Source organism: Cyanobium sp. Aljojuca 7D2, from assembly GCF_024346415.1.
Classification (GTDB): domain Bacteria; phylum Cyanobacteriota; class Cyanobacteriia; order PCC-6307; family Cyanobiaceae; genus Cyanobium_A.
In genome coordinates this window covers 52,861-68,517 of the sequence record NZ_JAGQCX010000012.1, presented here as the reverse complement: position 1 = coordinate 68,517, position 15,657 = coordinate 52,861, and the positions used below count along the sequence as shown (strand labels likewise).

Here is a 15,657-nt window from a genome sequence, read left to right as displayed (position 1 = left end):
GGCGTCAATTACCTGCCAACCGAGCCGCAAAGGCAGCGAGGCTCAACCCCCTGCCATGGCAGGGGGTTGGGGGCTCCTACCCGCCTACGTAATTGACGCGAGCCGCCTATGTAGTTGACACCGGGCAAGCCGGTAAAGGCTCAAGCGGGCGGGGTGGACGGCCGTGTTCAGCTGACCGAGGGTGTTGATTCTCGATTCAGGCTGTCTTGAGACAGGGCTGCCACATCCCGATCCACTTGAGCCAGGCGCTCCATCACCAGATTGAGATCAAGCGCCGTGAGTTCGCCATCGGCACCCCATTTCATGCAGGTGCGCCCGAGGCAGGTGCTGGCGTGGATCCTTGTGTTGGAGTTCGCCATGGCGAACCTCCGTGCTTTAGATGGGTCCACTCTCAGTGATGGTGCGCCAACAAGGATGCCCCCATAGGGGGGTAATTCCTGACCCGATCCTCGTCATGTCCAGGGTGAACGCTTCTCATCTGGGCCTGCTGTCTACTGCGGCGATCACGCTGCTATCCAGGGGCAACCTCGCGGCAGCAGAGCCAGGCCACAGACGGCTGAACCAGGCTGCCTTGTAGCGCGCAGCGAGAAGCCACAGACATGAGCCCGGAGCAACACTCATCAGAGACCGACAGCACCAATGCGTCACTGCATGACAAGGCATTTGAGGCTCACCCGGAGCATGCTGCGGCTGTCAATGCAGCGCTCGATGCCATCCATCAGCTGATTGACGCACACCCAGAGTTTGCTGATTTCCTGAGGTTGACAACCAGCACGGAAGACGTGCGTCAAGCTCTACACAATCACGGGATTGAGATCACCAATGAAGCCCTGTGGCGGCATCGCGGCTCCCTACTCAAAGATGGTCAACCGACCTGGCGCGGTTAACCCCTCGGCCCCTGGCAACCAACAGTCCCAAGCCTGAAGCGATCACCACCAACGTGAGCACGCCCAGGAGCATGGAGTAATAAGGCTGCAGATTGATCGGGCCAAAGCGGCCGGTGTGGATCTTGACCAGCCAGAAGGCATCGATGCCGCGCTCCAACAACACGCTGTAGAGCGAGCCACTGGCTGCCGTGAGCAGCAGCGGTACTGCCGCCAGGGGCACCAACAACCGGTGCAGCTGGCGCAACCGAGAAGAGAGGGTGGGGGAGATGCGGATCACTCTTGCCTGAGCTCTTTGTGCAACTGGGCCTCGTGGCTGCAAGGCATCCACAGACCGTTGTTGAAATGGGTGCCGTTGCAGCCCAGCTCCTTGGCCCGCTGTTCGGCCTCGGCCTGGGTTTTGTAGAGCCCTTTGGCGTGGGCGTAGGCCTCAGCAGGGAGCACGAAGGGGCTTCCAAGCAGCAGCAGCGCAACCAGCCGCTGAAGACGTCGCGTGAGCATCATCGCTTCCATCAGAGAGAGAACAGGGCGGCGTATCGGCTGTACTCCGGTTTATCGAGGCCGTCGTGCTTGAGCATGCGCCGCAGCTCGATGATCTCGCGGCGTTGGGCCACGATGATCTGGCGGGCCAAGCGGCGAATCGTCGGATTCGAGCTCTTGTTCAGAGCATCGTGGGCCATCACCAGCGCCCCACCGTGGTGGGCCAGCATTCCCTCCAAAAACCAGGTGACGCGGTTGCTTTTGGTAGGGGTTGAGTCCAGCATCTGCATAGCCTGGATCTGGGCAGAATTCATGCGAATCAGATCGGCCATGGCATCGGGATTGCCACCCTTTTGCAGCACGACCGGATAGATCGGCGCATCGGGATACCAGGCCTTGCGCCACAGACCCATGGCGTGAATCTCCTGGGCTTGCTCGCTCCAGATCGTCTTGGCCATTCCCCCCACCCCGGGCTGACCGATGTCAAACACAAACTCACTCATGCGCAACGCGCCGGTGTGGTGCTGCACCATCGCGTCGAGCCAGCGCAGGTCGTAGGTGGAGCCGGCCGGGCCAACATCATGGGCATGGGCGCCGTGATCGACCGCCGGGCCATGGTGCTGGTGTTGCTGGTGCTGATGATGCTGATGATGCTGATGATGCTGATGATGCTGATGATGCTGATGATGCTGATGATGCTGATGATGCTGATGATGCTGATGGTGCTGGTGGTGCTGGTGGTGCTGGTGGGGGTCCACCTGGGCCAAGGCCATCGGTGCAAGCAGACCGACGATCGCCAGAGCCGCCAATGCAGATCGCATGGCCAATCCATCAACGAGAGACCTTCCACCATGCAGCCTCCAGTAGGTGGAGAGTCAAGTGGTTGGGGGCGTGATGCCACTCCGCGCCAGAACCTGGCCAGCATGGGTAGTAGCGATGTGTCAGCAAGGGGATGTCCCAGGCCAACCAGGCAGAGCTCAGCGGGTTGAATCCAGCACAGCAACGGCAGATGTTGCTCGCGCTTCTGCGGCAGGAGCCTCGCGGTGGCCCCCACCTACAGGAGAACCATCTACACACCCTGATTGGCGCACTGGAGCGTTCGACGCCCGCTGATCTGGGGGCAGCTGGAGCCCTGGAGCTCCTGGAGGGTGTGTGGGAGTTGCGCTGGAGCAGCAGCCGCCAGCCCTATCTAGCGGTGGGACCCTGGCTGGAAAACCTGCAGCTGTTGGCGCCATCCCAAGGACGGGGCATGAACCTGCTGCGACTACCATGTCCGCTGGCGCCCCTGGCCGCCATTGCCGTGGAGGCCACCATCAAGGTCGAGGCCGAACCCGGCGGAGAGCCCAAGGGAATGGAGTCTGCGGCTGGGTTGAACCTGCGCCAGCGCGTTCAGGTGCATTTTCAGCGGGGGGGCTGGCTGGGCCCAGCCGTGGGCAAGGGGCGGCTGCAGCTCCTGCGTCGCGTGAGCCAACCGGTTCCGGCCTGGCTAGACATCACCGTGCTGGACGACACGCTGCGGATCTGTCGCGGCAATGCGGGCACGGTGTTTGCCCTGCTGCGCCGCCCCGACCTCAATCTTCAGGAGCTGCTCCCGGCTCCAGATCAGCGATCAGACGCCACGACGACGCAGGTGGCTCAAAGTTGAGTCAAGTGAATCAGGACTGCTAAAGAGCAGGGTTCTGCTCAAGCAGGCGATTGAGCTTGTCGCGAAAAGCTGGCTCAGGCATGCCACCGGAGATTTCGCCAAGAATCGCAAATACTGCTTCTGGGTTGTCCACAAGCAGATATGTAGGCAGCCCCAACTCTCGTTTGAGAGGGTATTGCTGCAGCAAGATCTTGCGATAACGCCCGTAGACCTCCGGCGATTTCATATCAACATCCACAAAGGACAATCCCATGGATCGAGCCGTGCTGGCGTCAAAGGCGGCCATCCTCTGACAGGCAGGGCAGTCGTGGGTGCTGTATTTCAAGAGCGTCAACACGGCCGATGAATCTTCTTTGGAGGAGATCATTTCAGCCTATGAACGCCATCTCATCCTCCAGCCAACCGCTCATGAAGCCCGCACTTTTGCGGTTCATCCTGTCGAAACCGATGCAGACCGCATCCCAACAGAAACGAGCGAGAGAAGGCAGTGCCCCACCCCGAGCTGGCGATCGATCTCACCGGGGCGCCGTGTCACCCCCATGGCCTTGGGATGGCGGGAGATGCCTGGGTGTCAGCACGGTGACGTGGTCTGGCTCGGCTCCTGCCTGAATCAGCAAAACACCAACGCGAAGGCCCTCTCCGGGAGCCGCCTGGGCCAGCAGGGCGTCCAGGCCCTGGGAAGCGCGGAGGGCTCGGACTCAGGCTCTCGCCATCAGATGATAGAGTGATGAATATTTGAGAACGCAGATGTTCATAAGTTTATTTGGCTTTCTTTTTGCAGCGCTGTCATTCGTTCAAGTCCCCCAATGGGATGTGGATTGGTCGAAATGCTCTGTATCCGTGCCCGATACGGCCTGTCATTGGTACATCGTTAATCCAGACAACACCTTTGGCAAAGGCTTCAGCTGGATCACGGCTCCAACATTTGACTTCGACGCCCTCAGAGACATTGGCAAGCAGCACGAAGTTACGGTTGCCCAGGGATATGAAACCACCGTTGAACTCATGAATGCTTCGTCACCCGTCAAATACGGCGACAACTATTAAATCGGCCATCTGATCCGTCGGCCTCTCACTGAGGTCATCCGCGATCGCATCGTGAAATCCCTAATGTCACCGAGGCCTACCCCGGTCTTGTTGATCTCCATGTGCTTAAGGCTGCCTCGTTGATTTCTCCTGTCTCCCTCCGGCCCCTTGCGCCTGCGTCAGTTTCGCCTGAATCACCCGCCTATCCCAGCAAAGCTGAACTGCTGGCCTGCCTCCCTCCCGAGCTCTTGCGGATCCATCCAGGCAAAGCCTGGGGGAGCCTGGCGATGTCCCTCAGCCTCACACTGCTGACCTACGGATTGGGCACCCAGATCCCCCTCACCGCCATGGCAGCTCCGCTATGGCTTCTTTACGCGGTGGTGGCAGGCACCGTGGCTGGCGGTTGCTGGGTGATTGCCCATGAGTGCGGGCACCGCGCCTTCCACCCGAACCCTCGGGTGGAAGGCACCGTGGGATTCGTGCTGCACAGCATGCTGCTGGTGCCCTACTTCAGTTGGCAGCACAGCCATGCGGTGCATCACGCCAATTGCAATCACATGGAAGGGGGTGAAACCCATGTGCCCCCTCGTGCAGAGTCGCGCGCGGGCAAGATAGTGGCGGGGATGAGCAAGCGGCTCGGGCCCAAGCTGTTTGGGATCACCTCGTTGATCAGCCATCTGCTGCTGGGCTGGCCGCTCTATCTGCTGTTCGGGGTGGCCGGCGGTGAAAACTACGGTGCTCCCACCTCCCACTTCACCACGGCTGCGCCGTTTCGAAACGGCAAGCGAGCCCTATTTCCGAACGCCTGCATCCGCTTGATGCAGCTCTCGAATCTTGGGTTGCTGGCGATGCTAGGGATCCTGATCGTGGCCGCGATTCAGTTCTCGCCGGCACGGGTGTTGTGCGTCTACGGACTTCCCTACTTGGTGATCAATGCCTGGCTGGTGGGCTACACCTGGCTACAACACACAGATACGGATATCCCCCACTTTTCCACCGCTGACTGGACCTGGGCCAAGGGTGCCCTGCAGACGGTGGATCGCCCCTACGGCCCCGTTCTGAACCTGCTCCATCACGGGATCGGATCCACCCACGTTTGCCATCACATCAATCCCCGAATCCCTCACTACAACGCCTGGAAGGCCACCGCCCTGCTCAAACAGCGCTTCCCCCACCTCGTGCGACACGACTCCACCCCGATTCACCGAGCGCTGTGGCGGGTCTCTACCCGCTGCGCCGTCGTTCAGCAGGCGAGTGCGGGCGGCGGCTTTTTCTACCAACCACAGTTGGGGCAGGAGATCTGATTAAGCGTCAGCGCCCACGCCGAAAATCCCAAGGCCGGGTGATGCCGCCCGGCACCTGCCACACGCCAAAACGGTGGCGGCTGGCCCTTTGCTCCGCCTCTAGGTAAACCTGTTCGTTGCAGCTGCTCAGGTATCGGCGATAGGCAAAGGCCTCACCGTCTTCCACCATCGCCAGATTGATGTTCACCTGTCTGAATAGGTTGGCCACCGTGAACACCTCAGCAACCGTGCGGCCGTAGCGATCGACGGTTTTCACGTCGAGCGAAATCTCACGGTTGAGGGGTAGCCGCTGCTGCAGGGAGCGACGCGCCTGGGCACCGTAGGAGCCTTGGGCCGCCTCAGGGGCATCAATGCAGGCGAGCCGGACCGTCAACACCCGTCCGGCCTGGCGCACGCGGATGGTGTCGCCGTCGCCGATCGACAGCACGATGGCCGAGATGCGCCGCCCGGCCACGCCAGCCGGCCATGCCAAGGCCACAACGAGCCCCACTGCCGCGCAGCCCGCAAGACCCCGCACAAAGCCTCTCGCCATTGCTGAAGTTTGCCTGGGTGTCCAACGACAATCTGGGCAAGGGCTAGATGGCGGCAGATCAGTTGCCCGTTTGCTGCAGCACACCCAAAACAGAGCCAAGGCTCCAAGGATGGCTTGGGCTCTCAGAGATCTTCCTTGCATGCGCGAGATCTTGTTCCGTGTTCGGAGTGACCGCACCGGCCAACGCGCAGCCCAGAGAGAAGCTGCCAGGGTCGGCCGCGCAATCCACAGCAAGGCGCCAATCCTGGATCGATGAACGTCATGGGTTTCGTGCATTTCATCGGATCCAATACGGCATCAACTTCACTGAGGCTTGCCGGAGCTGGAGTTGCGCTGACGCTGCTCACTGGAGGATCGATACAGTCCTGCATACCAAACCCTGATACCACCCGTTCACAACTGCAGGGCAGGGGATGGAGCTGGCAGGGGCGGATGAAGCCGACTGATCAGAACTTCCTCACGATGATGGTGCTCCACCACAAAGACGCAATTGCGATGGCTGATCTCGCCCTAGTTGTTGTGTCTCACCACGTTGATCAGCAGAGCAGCTCGTTGAGCCGCTGCTGAGGTGATCGGCCGCCGAGGGCTGAGTGCTTCCTGAGCCGGTTATAGATCGAGAGGTATCGCGGCAGCCAGTGGTCGCGTTCCTGGGAGTTCGGGAACGCCATCGCATAGGCCCATTCCTTGCAGAGGGTCTGGATAAAGCGCTCGGCCTTTCCGTTGGTGCGAGGCGTGTAAGGCCTGGTGCGGATGTGCTTGAGGCCAAGGGCGCTGCAGGCCTTGGCAAATGCTTTGGAGATGTAGGCCGAGCCGTTGTCGCTCATCACTTGGCGGCACTCCACGCCCTGGCCGTTGAACCAGGCCACAGCACGGCTCAGGAAGCCGATCGCTGTGGCCTGCTGCTCGTCCGCCAGAACCTCCACGTAGGCAAGTCGGGTGGCATCGTCGATCGCAACGTGCACACGGTCGTAGCCGACGCCGGCAGAGCGGCCCTGCTGACGGTTGCCGGTGATGCGGTGGCCAACCTTGCGAAAGCGGGCGAGCTTTTTGACGTCGATATGGATCAGGTCTCCGGGATGCTCCCGCTCGTAGCGCTGCACTGGAGGTTTGGGCTCGAGATTCCGCAACCGCCCCAGACCCAGGCGGTTGAGCACCCTGGCCACGGTGGAGAAGGGAGCGGCAAGCAGCCTGGCGATGTGGCGCAGGTGCAGGCGTTGATGCCTGAGCTCCACAGCACGTTGCAGGTGCTGCGGATCGAGCGTCCACCGCTGGGTACGGCGAACACTGCGTCGATCCGTCAGTGCGGCTGCTCCACCTGAGCGGTAGCGGGCCAGCCACTTGTATGCACAGCGGAGGCTGATCCCTGCTTCTGCCGCCAGTTCGGGCAGTGAGCTGGGGTTGCCCTGGTTTCGTGGACAGGTCGATAGGAGTCACGCCATGACCCTCAGACTGTCCATCGATGACCAACCCGACCAAGACCAGGCGCCGGTTCACGGCGCAGCAAAGGCAGGAGGCTGGGACTGCCCAACAGCAGCCTGGCCAAGTGGGTCCGTCAGGCCCGCATCGATCGCGGCGACTTTGGCCCTCCTGAACAGGGTCAGCTCACCAGCGAGGAGAGGGCTGAACTGGCCCGGCTGCGCAAGGAAAACCGCGAGCTCAGGAGGGAGAAGGATTTTTTCAGGCTGGCGACAGCTCACTTTGCCAAAGAGCAGCTGCCGCCGAGAGGTTTCGCCTGATCGAGGCTCTCTCAGACCGCTTCTCCACGGCCTGGCTCTGCGGGCAGCTTGGCGTGGCCCGCAGCGGCTTCTACGCCTGGCGGCAACGGCAGCAGAACCCGGGCCCACGAGCCCAGGAGAACGCAGTCATCACGGCCCAGCTCCAGGCCGTGTATGAACGGCACCGCGGTTTCTACGGCGCACCACGCGTCCATCAGGAGCTCAGGGCCGCTGGCCTCAAAGTGGGCCGCCACCGTGTCGCCCGGCTCATGCGCTGTTCAGCGCTCAAAGCCAAGACCAGACGCGGGTTCAGACCTTGCCGGAACCCAGGCAACCGGGCCAGTGGTGTAGCCGAGAACCTGCTGCAGCAGGAGTTCAGCCCAGCAGCTCCCAATCGCTGCTGGGCCGGTGACATTGCAAGGCGAGATCGGCCCCCAGGGCATTCAGGGAATCGACGGCCCGGCTGGCGTGCAGGGCCTGCGCGGCACGGGCTGGTTCAACGGCAGCGGTGCTCCGGCCGCTGCCATCCCAGGCTCGATCCCCGGTGATCTCTATCTGGATAACGCCACGGGCGATGTGTACACCCTGAGCTGAGCGGTGGCCTGGTCCTTTGCTGGCAACCTGCAGGGCCCGGCAGGCCCGAGCGCCGTATCGGCTGATGCTGGCAACAGCGCCAGGCTGGGCAGCGACGGAAAGGTGTATGTGGGCGCCAGCAGCTACACCCTGCCCATCGCCCAGGCGAGCAGCCTCGGTGGCCTCAAGGTCGGCACACCCGTTGCCGGTAAGTACGCCTCTGGCGTGGCGGCTGATGGCACGATTCAGTGGTCGACAGCCAGCGCCACGGGTTCACCGCTGCGGCTGCCACCCACTGACATGGGCAGTGGCTTCAATGGCATTGATGCCTACTGGTATCAGGACACAGCCAATGTCGTGCGGCTGCAGCTGCCCTCAGGCCACAACGGCATCCTGATCGCCGGTGATGGGCAGCAGACGTTCAGCAAGATCCCCCTCTGCGGGACTGCTCCAACAGCCGACAACCACCTCGCCAATAAGGCCTACGTCGACAGCAAGACGGCTGCTGGCACCTACCTGCCGTTGGCCGGCGGAACGATGACGGGTGGCATCACCCTGCCCACCACGATTGCCAGCTTCTCGTACGGCAGCACGGGCTACAACTGGTTCGGTGGCAGTAGTGGCGTTGCCCTGCGCAGCAACACCACCAACCTGTGGACGACGACCTCAGCGAATACCACCTTCAATCAGACGATCGTTGCCCAGCCCACGGGCGGCGTGCAGATGGGTTCGGGGGGTTCCTTCCTGAAACGCGGCAGCAGCTCCACAAAGATTGCCGCCACGGGAATGATCGAACTGCCTACTGATGCACCAGCTGCATCAGAGGCAATCCGCAAGGACTACGCCGACAGCACCTACGCCACCAAGGTGGTGATGAGCGACGTCTTTGACGAACTGGCCGCCCTCAAGAGCGAAGTGGCGGCCCTCAAGGCTGCGGCCTGAGGCTGGGCTGCTGGCTGGTTGATCCCACTGCAGCAGTCACGCGATCGCAACGCTGTGCTCTCCGGCCCAATGTGCCGCGGGGAACCTGGCATCAGCGCCCGGGGCACGCCAATTTGGATCCAGCTAGGACGCACGTGCATGAGCTGGTCTGATCTGGAGCGGTTGGTTGCTGATGCAGAAACCAGCCCTGAGCTCCAGCAGACGCTCAGCCAGTGCCGCAGCCGCCAGGAGCTGCTCCACACCGCCCGCCAGCTGGGCTACCGGGTGACCAAAGGCGACCTGCTGAATGCCTGGCTGGAGCACCACAACGCAGCGGAAGTGCAAGGAGCCACTGGCGTACTCTAATCAGCCGACTGCTCCAGCCAGTCCCCGAGCCCGCTCGAGCCACAGAGCCAGGCCGGGCGCGGCAGCATGTAACGAAGTTGTTACATGGCTCTCATGACCGTCGGGGAAGTCTTTCTGGAGTCCCTCTCCAGCGGCGTGATCACGGAGCGAGAGATCTCCTGGGTTGCTTCCCAGCAGGGTGCCTTTGCCCGCCACGAGGAAGCCCTGGCGCTTCGGTTGGGGCGCTTGGTCGACGAGGGGCAGATCAACCTTGGCTGCCGCCTGCCGAGTCGTCTTGTCCACCACAAGCTTGTGCTCAACGAATGGATCGAACCGCTCGGCCGGCGCCGCGGCAGATCAGCAGTTTGCGCCTGACGCCGCAGCAGCTCCGATGACTCAAGCCAAAACACTGGATTACTGGCAGAACATGCGGACCGCCATGGAGGCGGCAGGGGCAACCTCAAGTGCGATCTACAAACGAGCACTGGCTATCACCCAAGGCCTGCCAGATCCCCTGGCAGCTCAGGATTCAGCCGAGGGGTAACTGCTAGTCCCTTTCAGAGACGGGGGCAGCACCGCCGGTGGCGGTCCTCCTTTCGCCTTGATCACCGGCAGGACTCCCACAACTCCAGTTCTCAAGCCGTGGGGTCGCTGGTGCAGTAGCGGCTCGGCGAACTTATGCCGCCTGTTGCTCATCGCCCACCGATGGTGGATGGCCCACCAGCTCAGAAGACTCGCAAGCGGTGATCCAGCTACGCAGCAGCGGGTAGCGCTGAACCATCGCTGCGTATTCAGCTGATTGACGGTAGGTGGATTCCAAAAGCCGGTAGTCAAGGTCCTGCTGCATGGACTGCTGCTCTCCGGAAACCAGCTCTGCTGCTGGCGCGAGATGCCTGCGGTCTGAATGATCAATTGTCATGGAGATCAAAGCGGGCGCCAAGGACTGCGGCAAAGCGCTCTGCACCAACCCTGCTGGTGACGGCTGGCGGCTGCTGCTCCTGTCAGTGGGAGCAGACAGAAAGCGTGGCTCTTAGTCGAGCAGGGGAGAGCGGGGCACCCCTTGCATCGCATGTTCACAACCTGTTACATTGGCTTTAACACTTCGTCACAATCATGACTGAGTCCGCTTCTCGCTTCGGGTTTGTCGCTTTCGCCGAAACCTGGAATGGCCGTCTGGCAATGCTTGGTTTCGTGATCGGTCTTGGTACCGAGCTGCTCACAGGCCAGGGCATCCTTTCCCAGATCGGTCTCGGTTGAGCGCCATGGAAACCGATTACACCACTGCAATTTCGGTCGTTGCCCTGATCACTGCCGTGCTCTCGGCAATGACGATCTATGTGCTGAGCCGGCCTACGGACCTGGCCAAGAGGGTTGAATGATTTCTGCAATCACCATCGTTCTTATCGGTGCCTGGATTGTTGGTGCTCTCAACCAGCCAGACCTAGCCGATTGAGCATTTGGCTCTTGTTTGTTCAGCTTTCCAGCAATTGTTACGCCACCCAAAGCCATTGACCAACACTCCTTCTAACGACCAAACGCTCGATACCAGCGCCGAACAGGTGACCCTCATGGATCAGCTCAAGCAAGTTGAACTGTTTAACGGCCGTGCCGCCATGCTTGGCATCGTCATCGGCATCGTGGTGGAAGGCCTCACCGGTGTTGGCATTGCCCATCAGATCGGCCTTGGCGCCTTGGTTGATGGCTATGCCGCCTGCCGCACCCAGTTCCTGCCTTTCTGCTTCTGAGCACCTTCAGGCCTTTTGTTTTCTGACCCCTAGGTAATGCCTGGGGGTTTTTGTTTGGCGCCAATGGATTAGCCGGCGGCCTCTTGGACCGCCGGCTGGCCGGCATTAGACGGACCAGCGCAGGGGCGGCTCGAGCTCTTGGGGCTCTTCTTCCAGCTGGATTAGCCACCAGGCTGCTGGATAGGCGGGCTCGGGCTGTGGCTCCTGCCATTGACCGGAAGCTTGTGCTTCTTCCCAGGCATCAATGAGGGACTGCATGGTGGTGGAGAGCGGGAACATCGCTGTGATGCAAAGAACGCGCACCTGAAACCCCGAGAAGCGGGGAAAACTGGAGAGCGGTTTTGCAGAGCCGATGGTCCCCGCCCCCCAGCTGAAGTGCTGAATGGGCGGCTAGGCAAACGGAAGCCCGACCAGGCGGGAGCGGCTGTAGCTGCCGTTCCGCTCTCTGCAGCTGCCAGGTTTCCCAGCGGGCACGGGCCTTTGCGGAATGCCCGAGCGGGAGCGAGCGGCTGGAGCAGGCAGGCCGCTGCTCTAGTTCCAGCTGGCAAGCGAGCAGAAGGGGCAATGGAACCCGACCAGGCGGGAGTGGGTGGAGCTGCTCCCAGGCTTCCTCTGGGCAGATCAGTTCCCAGCAGCTGCCGACCGGCTGCGGCAGGGAGAAGAGGCTGAGCTGCCACGATCGAGTTTCACAACCAATCAACCGTGCACGTCATCCATGGCTTCATGTGCCGGATGCCGAGGCCAGGAGGCGCGCAAGCCACTGGTGAAACAAGGTGTCACGGTTCAGCAGCAACGGCGAATCGATCAACCACCAGGTGATCAGTGCCTCCAAGACGTATCGATGGAATCCGGTGGCACGGCCTACTGATCTACGGACTGCTTAGCAAGAAAGTATTTGATCATCTGTTCCATGCCCTTCTGCGTACGGCCATGGGGCCTCAGACCTTGCTCGGCCCAAGCCCGATCAAGGTCTTGGCGCAGCTCCTCGGAAATCCAGCAGGACAACATGACCTTGCCTTCCCGGCTGGAGGTGCAGTGGCGCTCAGGTGCGGACAAGGATGCCAGATGTGCACATGTACTCATCGTGCCTCAGCAAGGGAGGCGCGCCGGCGACATGGTCTGCGCCGATCGGGCAGAATGAGAACCGTTCTCGCCAATGGTGGTCCATGGACCAGCAGGTCATCCAGGTCCCCGTCACCGTGCTCTCCGGCTTCCTCGGCGCCGGCAAGACCACCCTGCTCAACCACATCCTCAGCAACCAGCAGGGGCTGCGCAGTGCCGTGCTGGTCAATGAATTCGGCGAGGTGGGGATCGACAACGAGCTCGTGGTGGCAACCAGTGATCAGATGGTGGAGCTCAGCAACGGCTGCATCTGCTGCTCGATCAATGGGGAGCTGCAGGAGGCGGTGCATCGGGTGCTCGAGCGACCCGAGCCACTGGATCTGATCATGGTGGAAACCACCGGACTGGCCGATCCGCTTCCCGTGGCCTTGACGTTCATGGCCGGGGACCTGCGCGATCGGCTGAGGCTCGATTCGATCATCACCCTGATCGATGCAGAACACTTCAGCGCCACGGCCCTCGAGAGCCCGATCGCTCGCGCCCAGGTGGTGTACGGCGACATCCTTCTGCTCAACAAAGCCGACCTAGTGGATGAGGAACGGCTGAAAGAAGTTGAGGCCGAGCTGCGGGCAATCAAAACCGACGCTCGCATCCTGCGGGCCTGCCGCGGGGAAGTGCCGCTGGGTCTGCTGCTGAGCGTGGGGCTGTTTGAAACCGATCGCCTGGTGCCACTGCAGGCCGCCGAGGACGCGCGCGAGGACGACCACGAGCATCACCACGAGCCTCACGATCACGCCCATCACCATCACCACGCCCATACGCCGGAGTTGGAGGGTTTCAGTTCAGTGAGCCTGGCAGTAGATGCGCCGTTTGATCTGCGCCGCTTCCAGCACTTCCTCGACAACGAACTGCCTGAATCGGTGTTCCGCGCCAAAGGGGTGCTCTGGTTCCGCGAAAGCGAGCGGCGAAACCTGTTTCATCTCTGCGGCAAGCGCTTCACGATCGATGACTCCTACTGGCCCGAGGGCTCAGAACGCCACACAAAAGTGGTGGTGATCGGCAAGGGGATTGATCAGGCGGCAATCAAGGCCCAGCTTGAGGCCTGCGTGGCGGCGCCATGAGCCAGACCCTCCTGATCTCAGGGCCTCCAGGGTGCGGTAAAACCAGCTGGATCCTGAAGCGGGTCCAGGCTCATCGAGGCCCATGCGGGTATCTGCGGCTGGCCGGCTACCCCGACGAAGGGCTCGCCCAGGCGCCTGACGGCGGTCTCGATCTGGCCTACCTGCAGGACCAGTGCCCGAGGCTGCTGGATCTGGCCGATCTCGATCATGCCCTGGCACCAAGGCCGGAGCACCTTCTGGCGCTAATTGAACTGCCCCAGTTCCAGCCGCCGGCGGAATCGGGTCTTGGTGGGGTGGACCGGCGCGTGATTCCCCAACTGGAGGCCTTGCATCTCAGGCCCGACGAGCATTTGCACTTCGGGCGAGATACCGGCTTGCCCCGCCAGGACACCCTGGATTTCAGCAGTTTGCAGGCCTGGGAAAGGAACCTGGCTGGGAGTGTGTGGGATCCGGCCAGCCTGAGCAGCTTCTGGTTTGAACTGGTGAACGGCGCCTATGGCGATGTGTACCGCGCCAAGGCCCTGATGAACCTGCCCGATGGCCGGGCCTTTTTCTGCAACTGGATGGTCAGCCGGGAGGGCTCCCAGTTTCTGCCCTTGCAGACGATCGCCCCGCCTGACTGCCGCCCGGAGCGACTGTCGCGTCTGGTTGTGCAGGGCAAGGATCTCGATCCCGCCGCCATCGAGCGAACCCTCGCCGACTGCCTGCTCAGCGAGGCCCTGCCCCATCCATCCCCTTCCGCCTGATCGCCATGGCCCACGCCGTGATCTCCTGCCTGCACGCCAACCACGCCGCCCTGGAGGCCGTGCTCGCCGACATCGACCAACAGGGCATCGACACGATCACCTGCCTGGGGGATCTGGTGGGCTATGGCCCCCAGCCCAATGAGGTGGTGAATCTGGTTCGCGAGCGTGCCATCCCCAGCTGCCAGGGCTGCTGGGATGAGGACATCATCGAAGGCCTCAACGCCTGCGACTGCAGCTACCCCTCCCAGCTGGCGGAAAGGCGAGGCCATCTGGCCCATCAGTGGACGGCCGATCAGCTGAGCGAGGAGAACAAGGATTTTCTTGCCAACCTGCCGATGTCGCTGCGGCGCGATCGGCTGCTGTTTGTGCATGGCAGCCCCAACAGTCAGCACGAATACCTGCTGCCGGACATGGATGCTTTTGCCGCTCTGGAGCGGGTGCAGACCTCCGATGCCGACACCCTGTTCTGCGGCCATACCCACCGCCCCTACGTGCGTGAGCTGCGGGATGGCGTCATCCGTGTGCGCGTGCAAACCCCCACCAATCCGCACACACAAGCAGAGCGGGAGATGGCCTTGCCCGTGCGCCGCATCGTCAACGCCGGCTCGGTGGGTGAGCCGCGCCATGGCAACACCCACGCCACCTATGTGATTCACCAGGAGGAGACGGGAGCCGTCGAGATCCGAGAGGTGCCCTACGACGTCGAGCGCACCTGCCGGGCCATCGTCGAATCCGGCCTACCGCCAATCTTTGCGTGGCGTCTGCGCCATGGCTTCGAATACGCCGAGCGGGCCGATGACGCCAGCCACGTGTGTGAGCGCTGATGGCACGCTGGGCTCTGGTGAGTGGACTGCAGGGTGACCTGGAGGTTTATGAGGCCATCCAGCGCGATCTGCGTCAGGTGCGCCGCGTCGACACTCTGTTTGTGCTGGGTGATCTGATTGGTCCCGACCGGGATGCCAATGCTCTGCTGGATCGGCTGCAGGATCCCCGCCGCGGAGAGCTGGCGCCTCAGTGCATCTACGGCTGGTGGGAAGACCAGTTGCTCGCCGAACGCGGCTATCGCGGTGAGCGGCGGGCTGACCCTCTGCGTCAGCAGTTCGGCCAGGCCGCCGTGGAGGCGCTGGAGCAGGCCGTGGATCCAGGACATCTGGCCTGGCTGGCAGCCCTGCAGTTCGGCTTCATCGAACTGGATTGCGCGCTGCTGCATGGCAGCTCTGCCGATGTGGGCGATTGGTTGGGGCCGGAGAGCTCGCCGCTGTTGCTGTTGGATCGGCTTACGCGCATGGATGTGAACCGCCTGTTCACCGCCCGCAGTGGCCAGCAGTTCCGGATTGAGCTCACCGGCGGTGGCATCGCTTCTCATGTGCAGGATCTGGAGGGCCAACAGCAGCAGCAGCAGAGCGTTCCGCAGCGTCAGGTGATCGGCATCGGCGCTGGCGTCCACTACACCCTCTACGACCCCGGCACTGATCGCTTTGACTTTCTTACCGCCGGCAGCAGGTCCCAGGAGCGGGCGCGGGGGTTTTCGTGACGGCACGGCTCAGCGTGATCCTGG

The 15,657-nt window shown here is 62.2% G+C and carries 23 protein-coding genes and 2 pseudogenes; 17 read left to right on the top strand and 8 right to left on the bottom strand.

Annotation, left to right across the window (positions count from 1 at the left end; all coding sequences use genetic code 11):
- Window positions 1-167: 167 nt before the first annotated feature.
- Window positions 168-359, bottom strand: coding sequence for a hypothetical protein (locus KBY57_RS12280; protein WP_254996157.1), 192 nt, complete (start codon window positions 357-359; stop codon window positions 168-170).
- Window positions 360-599: 240 nt separating this feature from the next.
- On the opposite strand from KBY57_RS12280, the gene KBY57_RS12275 reads away from it, so the two are divergent.
- Complete coding sequence (locus tag KBY57_RS12275; protein ID WP_254996156.1) at window positions 600-887, top strand: hypothetical protein; 288 nt, start codon at window positions 600-602, stop codon at window positions 885-887.
- On the opposite strand, the gene KBY57_RS12270 is transcribed toward KBY57_RS12275, so the two are convergent.
- The 3 genes from KBY57_RS12270 to KBY57_RS12260 are packed head-to-tail and all read right to left on the bottom strand — an operon-like array spanning window position 856 to window position 1,915.
- Window positions 856-1,164, bottom strand: a complete 309-nt coding sequence (locus KBY57_RS12270) for a hypothetical protein (protein WP_409996451.1) — start codon at window positions 1,162-1,164, stop codon at window positions 856-858. The genes KBY57_RS12275 and KBY57_RS12270 overlap by 32 nt on opposite strands.
- Entirely contained in the window at window positions 1,161-1,385 is a 225-nt protein-coding gene (locus KBY57_RS12265) for a DUF3721 domain-containing protein (RefSeq protein WP_254996155.1), read from the bottom strand. Before KBY57_RS12265 ends, KBY57_RS12270 begins: the two co-directional genes overlap by 4 nt.
- A gap of 11 nt (window positions 1,386-1,396) precedes the next feature.
- Window positions 1,397-1,915 carry a DUF305 domain-containing protein gene (locus KBY57_RS12260; RefSeq protein WP_315859802.1) on the bottom strand — a complete coding sequence of 173 codons (519 nt, stop codon included), beginning with the start codon at window positions 1,913-1,915 and terminating at the stop codon, window positions 1,397-1,399.
- 36 nt (window positions 1,916-1,951) lie between these two features.
- Between KBY57_RS12260 and KBY57_RS14325 the strand changes: the two genes are divergently transcribed.
- Both KBY57_RS14325 and KBY57_RS12255 read left to right on the top strand, forming a co-directional pair.
- Window positions 1,952-2,353: a hypothetical protein gene (locus KBY57_RS14325; protein WP_315859803.1), complete on the top strand. Its 402-nt coding sequence runs from the start codon at window positions 1,952-1,954 to the stop codon at window positions 2,351-2,353.
- Window positions 2,317-3,009, top strand: a complete 693-nt coding sequence (locus KBY57_RS12255) for a PAP/fibrillin family protein (RefSeq protein ID WP_254996153.1) — start codon at window positions 2,317-2,319, stop codon at window positions 3,007-3,009. The genes KBY57_RS14325 and KBY57_RS12255 overlap by 37 nt, the downstream gene beginning before the upstream one ends.
- Window positions 3,010-3,028: 19 nt before the next feature.
- Here KBY57_RS12255 and KBY57_RS12250 read toward each other — a convergent pair whose 3' ends face one another.
- Window positions 3,029-3,295, bottom strand: coding sequence for a hypothetical protein (locus KBY57_RS12250; protein ID WP_254996152.1), 267 nt, complete (start codon window positions 3,293-3,295; stop codon window positions 3,029-3,031).
- Between the two features lie 25 nt (window positions 3,296-3,320).
- On the opposite strand from KBY57_RS12250, the gene KBY57_RS12245 reads away from it, so the two are divergent.
- The 3 genes from KBY57_RS12245 (at window position 3,321) to KBY57_RS12235 (ending at window position 5,339) form a co-directional block, all read left to right on the top strand.
- Complete coding sequence (locus tag KBY57_RS12245; RefSeq protein WP_254996151.1) at window positions 3,321-3,737, top strand: hypothetical protein; 417 nt, start codon at window positions 3,321-3,323, stop codon at window positions 3,735-3,737.
- A 112-nt stretch (window positions 3,738-3,849) separates the two neighbouring features.
- Window positions 3,850-4,056 carry a hypothetical protein gene (locus tag KBY57_RS12240; RefSeq protein ID WP_315859800.1) on the top strand — a complete coding sequence of 69 codons (207 nt, stop codon included), beginning with the start codon at window positions 3,850-3,852 and terminating at the stop codon, window positions 4,054-4,056.
- A gap of 266 nt (window positions 4,057-4,322) precedes the next feature.
- Window positions 4,323-5,339, top strand: coding sequence for a fatty acid desaturase (locus KBY57_RS12235; RefSeq protein ID WP_254996150.1), 1,017 nt, complete (start codon window positions 4,323-4,325; stop codon window positions 5,337-5,339).
- 7 nt (window positions 5,340-5,346) lie between these two features.
- Here KBY57_RS12235 and KBY57_RS12230 read toward each other — a convergent pair whose 3' ends face one another.
- Both KBY57_RS12230 and KBY57_RS12225 read right to left on the bottom strand, forming a co-directional pair.
- Entirely contained in the window at window positions 5,347-5,817 is a 471-nt protein-coding gene (locus tag KBY57_RS12230; protein ID WP_409996450.1) for a thermonuclease family protein, read from the bottom strand.
- 590 nt (window positions 5,818-6,407) lie between these two features.
- Window positions 6,408-7,262: pseudogene (locus tag KBY57_RS12225) on the bottom strand (IS481 family transposase); the annotation flags it as partial.
- A gap of 398 nt (window positions 7,263-7,660) precedes the next feature.
- On the opposite strand from KBY57_RS12225, the pseudogene KBY57_RS14390 reads away from it, so the two are divergent.
- From KBY57_RS14390 to KBY57_RS12200, 5 genes and pseudogenes are all read left to right on the top strand, one after another.
- Window positions 7,661-7,879, top strand: a pseudogene (locus KBY57_RS14390) (IS3 family transposase); the annotation flags it as partial.
- 115 nt (window positions 7,880-7,994) lie between these two features.
- A complete protein-coding gene (locus KBY57_RS12215) occupies window positions 7,995-8,180 on the top strand; it encodes a hypothetical protein (protein WP_254996148.1) in 186 nt (61 codons plus the stop codon).
- A gap of 3 nt (window positions 8,181-8,183) precedes the next feature.
- Window positions 8,184-9,101 (top strand): hypothetical protein, encoded by a 918-nt coding sequence (locus KBY57_RS12210; RefSeq protein WP_254996147.1) that lies wholly within the window; start codon window positions 8,184-8,186, stop codon window positions 9,099-9,101.
- A 138-nt stretch (window positions 9,102-9,239) separates the two neighbouring features.
- Window positions 9,240-9,446 carry a Nif11-like leader peptide family natural product precursor gene (locus KBY57_RS12205; protein WP_254996146.1) on the top strand — a complete coding sequence of 69 codons (207 nt, stop codon included), beginning with the start codon at window positions 9,240-9,242 and terminating at the stop codon, window positions 9,444-9,446.
- A 93-nt stretch (window positions 9,447-9,539) separates the two neighbouring features.
- A complete protein-coding gene (locus KBY57_RS12200; protein WP_254996145.1) occupies window positions 9,540-9,800 on the top strand; it encodes a hypothetical protein in 261 nt (86 codons plus the stop codon).
- Window positions 9,801-10,101: 301 nt separating this feature from the next.
- On the opposite strand, the gene KBY57_RS12195 is transcribed toward KBY57_RS12200, so the two are convergent.
- The gene (locus KBY57_RS12195) at window positions 10,102-10,365 is read right to left on the bottom strand and encodes a hypothetical protein (protein WP_254996144.1); all 264 of its coding nucleotides are present in this window, start codon (window positions 10,363-10,365) and stop codon (window positions 10,102-10,104) included.
- 173 nt (window positions 10,366-10,538) lie between these two features.
- On the opposite strand from KBY57_RS12195, the gene KBY57_RS12190 reads away from it, so the two are divergent.
- The 6 genes from KBY57_RS12190 (at window position 10,539) to KBY57_RS12165 (ending at window position 15,633) form a co-directional block, all read left to right on the top strand.
- Window positions 10,539-10,682 (top strand): chlorophyll a/b-binding protein, encoded by a 144-nt coding sequence (locus KBY57_RS12190; protein WP_094560385.1) that lies wholly within the window; start codon window positions 10,539-10,541, stop codon window positions 10,680-10,682.
- A gap of 251 nt (window positions 10,683-10,933) precedes the next feature.
- Window positions 10,934-11,170 (top strand): chlorophyll a/b-binding protein, encoded by a 237-nt coding sequence (locus KBY57_RS12185; protein WP_409996449.1) that lies wholly within the window; start codon window positions 10,934-10,936, stop codon window positions 11,168-11,170.
- Between the two features lie 1,166 nt (window positions 11,171-12,336).
- Window positions 12,337-13,353, top strand: coding sequence for a CobW family GTP-binding protein (locus KBY57_RS12180; RefSeq protein WP_254996143.1), 1,017 nt, complete (start codon window positions 12,337-12,339; stop codon window positions 13,351-13,353).
- Entirely contained in the window at window positions 13,350-14,099 is a 750-nt protein-coding gene (locus KBY57_RS12175) for a GTP-binding protein (RefSeq protein ID WP_254996142.1), read from the top strand. The genes KBY57_RS12180 and KBY57_RS12175 overlap by 4 nt, the downstream gene beginning before the upstream one ends.
- A gap of 5 nt (window positions 14,100-14,104) precedes the next feature.
- The gene (locus tag KBY57_RS12170; RefSeq protein ID WP_254996141.1) at window positions 14,105-14,923 is read left to right on the top strand and encodes a metallophosphoesterase family protein; all 819 of its coding nucleotides are present in this window, start codon (window positions 14,105-14,107) and stop codon (window positions 14,921-14,923) included.
- Window positions 14,923-15,633 (top strand): phosphoesterase, encoded by a 711-nt coding sequence (locus tag KBY57_RS12165; protein ID WP_254996140.1) that lies wholly within the window; start codon window positions 14,923-14,925, stop codon window positions 15,631-15,633. The genes KBY57_RS12170 and KBY57_RS12165 overlap by 1 nt, the downstream gene beginning before the upstream one ends.
- Window positions 15,634-15,657: the final 24 nt, after the last annotated feature.

Excerpts from the sequence above, each read along its gene's own strand:
- KBY57_RS12175 (WP_254996142.1), top strand. The coding sequence starts at position 13,350 with ATGAGCCAGACCCTCCTGATCTCAGGGCCTCCAGGGTGCGGTAAAACC.
- KBY57_RS12235 (WP_254996150.1), top strand. The coding sequence starts at position 4,323 with ATGTCCCTCAGCCTCACACTGCTGACCTACGGATTGGGCACCCAGATC.
- KBY57_RS12275 (WP_254996156.1), top strand. The coding sequence starts at position 600 with ATGAGCCCGGAGCAACACTCATCAGAGACCGACAGCACCAATGCGTCA.
- KBY57_RS12200 (WP_254996145.1), top strand. The coding sequence starts at position 9,540 with ATGACCGTCGGGGAAGTCTTTCTGGAGTCCCTCTCCAGCGGCGTGATC.
- KBY57_RS12280 (WP_254996157.1), bottom strand. The coding sequence starts at position 359 with ATGGCGAACTCCAACACAAGGATCCACGCCAGCACCTGCCTCGGGCGC.
- KBY57_RS12180 (WP_254996143.1), top strand. The coding sequence starts at position 12,337 with ATGGACCAGCAGGTCATCCAGGTCCCCGTCACCGTGCTCTCCGGCTTC.
- KBY57_RS12265 (WP_254996155.1), bottom strand. The coding sequence starts at position 1,385 with ATGCTCACGCGACGTCTTCAGCGGCTGGTTGCGCTGCTGCTGCTTGGA.
- KBY57_RS12205 (WP_254996146.1), top strand. The coding sequence starts at position 9,240 with ATGAGCTGGTCTGATCTGGAGCGGTTGGTTGCTGATGCAGAAACCAGC.
- KBY57_RS14325 (WP_315859803.1), top strand. The coding sequence starts at position 1,952 with ATGGGCGCCGTGATCGACCGCCGGGCCATGGTGCTGGTGTTGCTGGTG.
- KBY57_RS12170 (WP_254996141.1), top strand. The coding sequence starts at position 14,105 with ATGGCCCACGCCGTGATCTCCTGCCTGCACGCCAACCACGCCGCCCTG.
- KBY57_RS12190 (WP_094560385.1), top strand. The coding sequence starts at position 10,539 with ATGACTGAGTCCGCTTCTCGCTTCGGGTTTGTCGCTTTCGCCGAAACC.
- KBY57_RS12255 (WP_254996153.1), top strand. The coding sequence starts at position 2,317 with ATGTCCCAGGCCAACCAGGCAGAGCTCAGCGGGTTGAATCCAGCACAG.
- KBY57_RS12165 (WP_254996140.1), top strand. The coding sequence starts at position 14,923 with ATGGCACGCTGGGCTCTGGTGAGTGGACTGCAGGGTGACCTGGAGGTT.
- KBY57_RS12250 (WP_254996152.1), bottom strand. The coding sequence starts at position 3,295 with ATGGCCGCCTTTGACGCCAGCACGGCTCGATCCATGGGATTGTCCTTT.